This window comes from Zhongshania sp. (assembly GCF_041623545.1).
In the GTDB taxonomy this organism is placed as follows: domain Bacteria; phylum Pseudomonadota; class Gammaproteobacteria; order Pseudomonadales; family Spongiibacteraceae; genus Spongiibacter.
Genome location: NZ_JBFJWS010000152.1, coordinates 1 through 7,581 on the forward strand (window position 1 = coordinate 1; position 7,581 = coordinate 7,581).

A 7,581-nucleotide genomic window follows, 5' to 3' on the forward strand; every position below is an offset into this window, starting at 1 on the left:
ACCTGGGCAATAAACATCGCGGCAACGCATTCATAAAGCGCGGTACCGTCCATATTGACGGTGGCACCGAGGGGTAAGACAAAGCCGCTAACTTGTTTGGAAACGCCGGACTCTTCCTGAATACTTTTTAAGGTGAGGGGCAGTGTTGCCGAACTTGAGGCTGTAGAAAATGCAGTGAGTAGTGCAGGTGTCATTGCCGCATAGTGCTTTTTCGGGTTTATGCCGCCTACGTAACGGAGTAATAAAGGTAATGCGACAAAGGCGTGAATGAGGAGTGCAATTAAGGCGGTAAAAAAGAACAATAGCATGGGTTTGAAAGCCGCAAAGCCCGTTATTGCGACAGTTTTGGCCACTAAACCAAATACCCCCAGCGGCGCAAACTTCATTACCCACATGGTGATCTCGGTCATGATATCCATTACGCCCTGCCAGAAATGCATTAGCGTGGCGGCGTGCTCCGATTTACTGCGGGCGAGAAAAAAGCCAAATAGCAGGCTAAAGAAAATCAAACCGAGCATCTGACCATTCGCGGCAGCGGCCACCACATTGGTGGGAACCATGCGCACAAATATTTGCACCACGTCGGTCATGCCGCGACCTTCAACTTTGGCCAGGGTGTCGCTTAATTCTGGGTCGCTACTGCTGATGGTGGCCGCAAGGGCCTGATTGTCGCCACTACCAGGGGCGATAATGTTAACGACCGCTAAACCAATGAGGATGGCAATGAGACTGCTAGAGGCATAAAACAGCAGGGTTTTACCGCCGAGTTTCTCTAATTTGTCGCCGCCGACACCGGCCATGCCGCTTATGATTGACGACATAACCAGCGGTACAATCAGCATTTTCAAAGCATTGAGGAAAATGGTACCGAGAAAAGTGTACACCGCGATGAAAGACAGGCCACTAATACTGCCGTCGGCACCACCAAGTATGCCCGCTAAGACGGCGAGTAGGATGGCGATGGCAATTTGCCAGTGCAGGGGAATATTACGCATTGCTATTTACTCTTTTAATTAGTGGCTAAGCGGCATTGCACTTTACTTTAGCATGGCTAAGTCGGAAGTCTGAAGTCGGGCGTTTGATGTAGGTCGCTTTTGAATTTGCGTCCGACGTCGGACATCAGACACCAGACTAAACTAGCCCTTCACCGCGGTCCCATAATACATATAGCCCGCAATTCTCGGCGCGTCGTCAACATAGCACTGTTCTAAGCTTTCAATTTTAAAGCCACAGCGGCTAATCAGCTCGGGGATGGGGCGGTTGAGATGACAGCCCCCTGCCAATTTTTTCCACACCGGGGTGATGCGATTTTGCCAATTCTGAATATTGCTGTCGGGCGCGAGGCCGTGTTCACAAAAGAGTAATTTGCCGCCGGGTTTGAGCACGCGGCGCATCTGTTGCAGAGCCTGCTGCCAGTCGGGGATGGTGCAAAGCGTGTAAGTGAGTAATACCGTGTCGACACTATTGTCTTCTAATGAGATCTCTTCGCCCGTTAAATTTAGCCATTTAACTTTAACGTTGGCCGCTTCAAGGTTGGCGCGGGCCTTTTTGCGCATGCCCTCTGAGGGTTCCAGCCCCCAGATAAAGTCGATGTTGTCGGCGTTGTACAAGGCTAAATTGATGCCGCTGCCCATGCCCACCTCGAGCACCACACCTTTGGCTAGCGGCACAATTTTCTCGCGCAGTGCCATTACCGGTGGCATTGAGCAGGCTTTGTCGATCACAAAGGGAAGTATTTTATTTTCGTAAAAGCCCATATTGTTCTTCCTGTAAGGGTTCTTTGCTGCTGCGGGAAACTAATATGCGAGTATTCCACAATGTCGGAGATTGACAAGTTATGGTATCAAGGCAAACATGCTGCACAAACAGTAATAAGTGCGTTGTTGCACTGATTCTAGACTGCGATTCCTCAGTGGGGCAGTTAAATCAGTTTCTTTGAAATGGTGAATTAATGAAATATCCTCAAATTCTTATTCTGGGCCTTATTGGCGCGATTACGGCCTGTGGCGGCTCGTCGTCGACCTCGTCTTCCAGTTCGTCGTCTTCGGCGAGCTATGCGACTGAAACGTTTACCACCGACGCCGCGACAGATTTGGCTGCATTTAATATTGCCGGGCCTATGGATGTTAACCCTTTATGCGTGCCAGACACAGCGTCAAATTTGCCATTGCCTGAAGGGATATTGGTCTATAAAAAGGGTGAGTCACCAACTCGTCTAGTCGTGTTTGCCCATGGCATTGGCCACACGGTGCGCAAAAGTTGGCTACCCCATATGCTGCGAGAGATTCGTCTCGCGCGTACCTTTGAAAACAAGCCTGGTGATGTTGCCTTTGTAACGACGGATTACCGCGATAATTTGGGTTTCCCTACCCTGCGCGGGGCTCACGACACGATTGCGGCAACACTGCATGCCATGAAAAAGTTTCCCAGCATTGAAACCGTTTACATGTTTGGCGTGTCGATGGGTGGATCAATCTCTGGTACCGCGATTGTGGAATCGACTGCGGTAACCGAGGACGGCAGTTCACTTTACGATTATTGGCTGGATGTCGAAGGCGTGAGTCAGCTGGCTGAAACCTATGCTGAAGCAAGCGCGGCAGCTTCAATATCAGAGACAGCGGCGCAGGCTCAAGCCGGAATTGAGCGCGAAACCGGTGGTAACCCGGTGGTTTGCCCCTTGGCTTATGAGCGTCGCTCGCCAGCGTATCAAGCTGCCGAGATGAAATTGGCGGGCTTGCGTGCTGCGACCGTAGTGCATGCGATTAATGATGGCCTGGTGCCCCACAATCAGGGCCGGGTAATGGCTTCGGCACTTACAACCGCCTTAATACCAACCCAGTTCTTCACTATTGTGGGTATACCGCCATACCAAGATCCGGGCTCAACGGGCACAGGCACCTTAGGCGCGGGTGATGCCGATCCTTACTTGAACTTGGCGGGGCATGGCTCAGAGGCTCAGGCCTATCACCCGGTAATGCGCGTAGCATTTGAGAATATGCGCAAGATGCTCGACGGCACCTATAATGAAGTTGTGCCTTATTTTGAGTGTGTGGTTGATCCCAATATACCCTCAGATAGCTGCCCCGTGGATCAGTTTCAGCCTTAGTTAAAATAGCGCTGCCGACCGCTTGGTTTGCAGCGCTTATTTCGCATCGACATTGACCACGCTAAAAAGCAGTGACTATACTCAGTTTCAAATAATGTAGAGCTTTGGCGCTGATTCATGGATGAGAATATACATTTTCGTGCTTTTGGCATTACTGATATAGGCCAAATGCGCGAGCATAATGAAGATGCTATCGGTGTAGCCACTGAGCAAGGCTATATGGTGGTTGCTGATGGTATGGGCGGCCACAATGCGGGTGAGGTTGCCAGCGCTATTGCTATCGACGAAATTGCCCATCATCTTTCTTTTGGCAGCGGCTCTGAGTTTAGCTCGGAAAGCGCTGTGTACTCCCCACAGACCCTACTTCTACGTGATGCGATTAATGCTGCAAATGCGGCCATTCTCGACGCGGCCAAGCGCGACGAAGCCCGTCAGGGCATGGGCACTACGGTGGTGGCGATGCAGTTTAGCGGCCAGCGGGTCGCGGTCGCTCATGTAGGTGACTCGCGGCTATATCGATTCCGTGAGGGCTTTCTTGATCAGCTCACCACCGACCATACCTTGGTGCAGGAGTGGGTCACCCGTAATCTGTATACCGAAGAAGAGGCTCGCAACGCCAAAAACAAAAATGTCATTACCCGCGCCCTCGGCTTGGTCGCGGAGCTTGAGGTTGATTTATTAGAAGAACTGGTTCGCAGTAAGGATCTCTATTTACTGTGTTCCGACGGCCTGAGCGGTATGCTCGACGATGATGAAATTGCCGCCGTATTAAGAGAGCATGGCGAGGAGCCAGAAACGGCCGCGATGTGTTTACTGGAACTAGCAAATATGGCCGGTGGTAAAGACAATATATCGATAATTGTAGTGTGTGTTGATGAGGTGGTTGCCGGACAAGACGACGTGTCAGACGAGACGCTTGACTGGTTCGACTAGGGCATAGTTCAGTAACGGGTTGGGATTATGGCAAAGCTGGTTCTCAGTTTTCAGGGTAGAGTGATTGAGGATTTTCCTCTCGATAAGGAGCGTGTCACGATTGGTCGCGCGGCTGACAATGACATTTGTATTGAAAACCTCGCCGTAAGTGGCCGCCACGCCGCGATCGAAACCTTTCAAAATGACAGCTTTCTGGTCGACTTGGGCAGCACCAATGGCACCTTGGTGAATGGCAATTTGGTAACCCGCCACGCCTTGCGCAGTGGCGACCATATTACTATTGGTAAGCACTCATTGACCTACCACGGCGTCCAGCGCGCGGCGGAAGTGGACGACGAAGTCGAAAAAACCATTGCGATACGCCCGGGCATGAGAAACAGCGAGCCGGCGCCCGAGCCCATGATGGGCTACCTCAAAGTGCAAAACGGTGGCGCGGCGGGCCGCGAGATGATGCTGAGCAAAGCACTGACAAAATTGGGTAAGGCCGGATTTCAAGTTGCTGCTATTAGCCGACGCCAGCAAGATTACTATTTAGAACACATCGAAGGCCAAGACGGCCGTACGCCAATAATCAACGGTGAACAGATTGGCCTCCAGCCCCGTAAATTAGCGAACGGTGACACCCTAGAAATTGCCAATACGCGTTTGGGTTTTGAATTGCGGCCGGCGTAATTGGTGGTGGATTCTAAATAAAACGGCCGAGTAAAAAAGTAGGGCTATATCGCAAAGGGTTAAACAACAGTGGGGTTTAATCCGCTAAGTCACGGCAACTGCCATTCCCTGCGCACCCTCACAACAGCCGCCAAACGCTACAGGCCTTCATTCTGAACTTGATTCAGAATCCGATGCCACGAATACAATTAATGGTTACTCCACTAGGTGCCTAGCAAGAGGGTTATTGTCACAATAGCGGAGGCATAGCCCCGCTACATATCGGTCTCATCTTTAGCCTAATAAAACGGTGTATTTTTTTGCGGCTAGGATTTATGCTCAGTTTATCGGAGCGGAGTGCTCGGTTTTTCAGCTCTATCAAGAAAAAGATTTGTAAGATCAGCCACATAGGGAATTGGGGCAAGACATATGAGACCTCGCCAAAATTACATATGCGCACGCACGCTTTATCGACGCGCGATCCAGCATCAATTCCCTTTATTTCATATAAATTCAATAAGTTTTGCTAGTTTCAGTGGTGTACCACTTTGGGCAAATCGAGCGCGCTTGATATACAAATGTTAGGGCTGATCGTAGTGCCCACCAATAGCGAAGATATAAATGGACTTATCATCGAAACGATATATCAAGCGGTCTTTCTGCGAGATTCGTTTTGACCAAAGGCCCGAGAGATTGTGCTTGAGTGGTTCAGGCTTGCCAAGGCCTGATGAAGGATCATCAGATCTGAGCATTTCCTTGAGTAATTTACAGAGCGCCTTGTGCAGTCTCTTGTCCTTTTCGCGTATGCTTTCATACGCTTCCCAGGTATTACCCTCAAATACCAGTGATCTCATTCATCTGCTCTTCAGTCGGTTTGTAGCCTTGCCCGCGGGTATGGGTTTCAAGGGAATCGGCAATTTGTTGCATGAGGTTCTTACTTTGGAGTACGTGCAGGGTTTCCTGCTCTCGTTCCCAGTCGTCGGCGCTCATTACAACAAAAGCCTCGCCGGCTCGCCGAGTCACTTTGAGCGGTTCATGCCTGCTAACTACTTGTTCTACAACGCTTTTAAGGTTATCTCTAAATTTGTTTACGCTGATTGTGTCCATACGGCCACCTTTGTGTACGGAAATGCCGTACAACTATATACCAAAAGCCCTAACAAGGCCAAGCACTGCGACAGCTTTTTCGTTGCGCCTTCAGCGCCACTGCAAAGCTCCGCGTGCTGGCGGCGCTATGTTTCAAGGACGATTCGATGACCTTTTTGCTATCTCTCATTAGCCTGATTGGCTTTTTTCGTTGGAAGAAACGCGTCCTTTCAGCGGAGAAACCTCCGATGGCCCCCTATGCTTCTAGATTGCGAGTTTTACTTTGGGCTCTTCCTTTCAGTCTCTGCGGGTTATTGTGGTTTATGAATGGCGCCAATTTACTTTCGGGCTTGGGGCCGGGGGCGTCCAGAGAGCACTTTGTTGGGGTTGTGATGATTGTGTGCGGCCCGATTCTGGGCTTCTCTGGTATAGGTGTGTTTATAGCATCTTGCGTTTCTATAAAAGGCGTAGAGCAATGGGCTGCTAATCAACAGAAAGATATTCAGCTATGGTAATAAAACATAACAAGGTGTTGTTGTCGCTGCGTGAAAACGCCCGCGCTGCTGGGACGCTTCCGCTGGCGCTCCGGCGTCGAAAAACACGGCGCTATGTTTTTTTCGGTGAGTAGCGAATGAGCTTTACTGGAACTTGTCCCAAATGTAATACGAAACTGCCGTTGCGCGTTAAAGATAGAGTCGCGTGTTCTAGTTGTGGAGCTATTATAGAGGCTGATGAAACATCAGCGATGGCATGGCAGCTCACGATTTTAGTGGTGAGCTTCGTCGGCTACATGATCGACTGGCGGCTGCTTCTTGTAACAATTCCAGTTTGTATATATTTCGGCATCAAGAAAACTGGCTACAAAATAGTGAGTAAAAGCAAGGATGAAAAATCATAACAAGTTGCTGTTGTCGCTGTGCAAAAGCAGCGCGGCTGGGACGTCGCTGGGGCTCTTCCGCCTCAACGCAAGGCGTTAGGATTTCGGTACATCAAGGAGAGTAGTAATGCCCAAAAGATGCTTTAGGGAGCCAATACCCGAGATTTATGATTCCGCAAGGTATTTAGATGCGGCAGTTTCAGCTCATTTAAATGGGCGCACAAAATTGGCAGAAGAGCTCTTCAATTTAGCAAATAACCCTGTTGTGTGGGAATGGACAGACTCGATCTGGGGTAAAGCTAGTAAGTATGTGGTCATAAGTAAAAATCCAATACCGCATACTGAGGAAAAAGAAAAAGTTCGAATGCCAAGTAAAGCTCAAATGAAGACGTTGAGAGCTAGAGATGGCTATCACTGTAGATTTTGCGGTATGCCAGTTATTCGAGCTGAAGTTAGGAAGTATTTTAAGGAGATATACCCTGACGCTGTTGGCTGGGGGCGTACTAATAAGTCTCAGCATGCGGCGTTTCAATGTATGTGGCTACAGTATGACCACGTTGTTCCTCACTCAAGCGGCGGAACAAACGATCTGGATAACGTAGTTATCACATGCGCTGCTTGCAACTACGGCAAATGGAATTACACCCTCGAAGAACTGGATTTGTATGATCCTAGAGACTTTCCCCCAGTTGGTTCAACTTGGGATGGTTTGGAAAGAGTTTTTGAATCCTAACAAGCCCGAACAGTTAGTCGCTAAAAAGCGCTCCGAGTTACGCTCATTTGAGAAAAGGAATCTGTTGTTGAAAACGAACTACGTATTAATTGATCTTGAAAACGTGCAACCAAAGAACCTGCATATTCTTAAGGGGCATGACTTTAAGGTTGTGGTTTTTGTCGGTTCCAAACAGGCTAAAATCTCCTTTGATCT

Annotated in this window: 10 protein-coding genes; 6 read left to right on the forward strand and 4 right to left on the reverse strand. The window is 49.3% G+C overall.

Going from position 1 to position 7,581, the window contains the following annotated elements; genetic code table 11:
* Both ABYT30_RS12795 and ABYT30_RS12800 read right to left on the reverse strand, forming a co-directional pair.
* Positions 1-995, reverse strand: a 995-nt coding sequence (locus ABYT30_RS12795) for a dicarboxylate/amino acid:cation symporter (RefSeq protein ID WP_373096814.1), incomplete at its 3' end; no start/stop codon positions are given.
* A gap of 141 nt (positions 996-1,136) precedes the next feature.
* Positions 1,137-1,757 (reverse strand): class I SAM-dependent methyltransferase, encoded by a 621-nt coding sequence (locus tag ABYT30_RS12800; protein ID WP_373078783.1) that lies wholly within the window; start codon positions 1,755-1,757, stop codon positions 1,137-1,139.
* A gap of 194 nt (positions 1,758-1,951) precedes the next feature.
* Here ABYT30_RS12800 and ABYT30_RS12805 point away from each other — a divergent pair, with 194 nt between their 5' ends.
* The 3 genes from ABYT30_RS12805 (at position 1,952) to ABYT30_RS12815 (ending at position 4,711) form a co-directional block, all read left to right on the forward strand.
* Complete coding sequence (locus tag ABYT30_RS12805; protein WP_373096815.1) at positions 1,952-3,106, forward strand: alpha/beta hydrolase family protein; 1,155 nt, start codon at positions 1,952-1,954, stop codon at positions 3,104-3,106.
* 117 nt (positions 3,107-3,223) lie between these two features.
* Positions 3,224-4,039, forward strand: coding sequence for a Stp1/IreP family PP2C-type Ser/Thr phosphatase (locus ABYT30_RS12810; protein WP_373096817.1), 816 nt, complete (start codon positions 3,224-3,226; stop codon positions 4,037-4,039).
* A gap of 27 nt (positions 4,040-4,066) precedes the next feature.
* Entirely contained in the window at positions 4,067-4,711 is a 645-nt protein-coding gene (locus ABYT30_RS12815; protein ID WP_373078774.1) for an FHA domain-containing protein, read from the forward strand.
* 560 nt (positions 4,712-5,271) lie between these two features.
* Here the strand turns inward: ABYT30_RS12815 and ABYT30_RS12820 are convergent.
* On the reverse strand, positions 5,272-5,544 hold the full coding sequence (locus ABYT30_RS12820; RefSeq protein ID WP_373078772.1) for a Txe/YoeB family addiction module toxin: 273 nt from the start codon (positions 5,542-5,544) through the stop codon (positions 5,272-5,274).
* Complete coding sequence (locus ABYT30_RS12825; protein ID WP_219043003.1) at positions 5,525-5,797, reverse strand: type II toxin-antitoxin system Phd/YefM family antitoxin; 273 nt, start codon at positions 5,795-5,797, stop codon at positions 5,525-5,527. The genes ABYT30_RS12820 and ABYT30_RS12825 overlap by 20 nt, the downstream gene beginning before the upstream one ends.
* 146 nt (positions 5,798-5,943) lie before the next feature.
* Here ABYT30_RS12825 and ABYT30_RS12830 point away from each other — a divergent pair, with 146 nt between their 5' ends.
* From ABYT30_RS12830 to ABYT30_RS12840, 3 genes are all read left to right on the forward strand, one after another.
* Positions 5,944-6,291, forward strand: a complete 348-nt coding sequence (locus tag ABYT30_RS12830) for a hypothetical protein (RefSeq protein WP_373096819.1) — start codon at positions 5,944-5,946, stop codon at positions 6,289-6,291.
* Positions 6,292-6,407: 116 nt separating this feature from the next.
* On the forward strand, positions 6,408-6,674 hold the full coding sequence (locus tag ABYT30_RS12835) for a hypothetical protein (RefSeq protein WP_373078765.1): 267 nt from the start codon (positions 6,408-6,410) through the stop codon (positions 6,672-6,674).
* A gap of 106 nt (positions 6,675-6,780) precedes the next feature.
* The gene (locus ABYT30_RS12840; protein WP_373096821.1) at positions 6,781-7,386 is read left to right on the forward strand and encodes an HNH endonuclease; all 606 of its coding nucleotides are present in this window, start codon (positions 6,781-6,783) and stop codon (positions 7,384-7,386) included.
* The last annotated feature ends 195 nt before the right edge of the window (positions 7,387-7,581 follow it).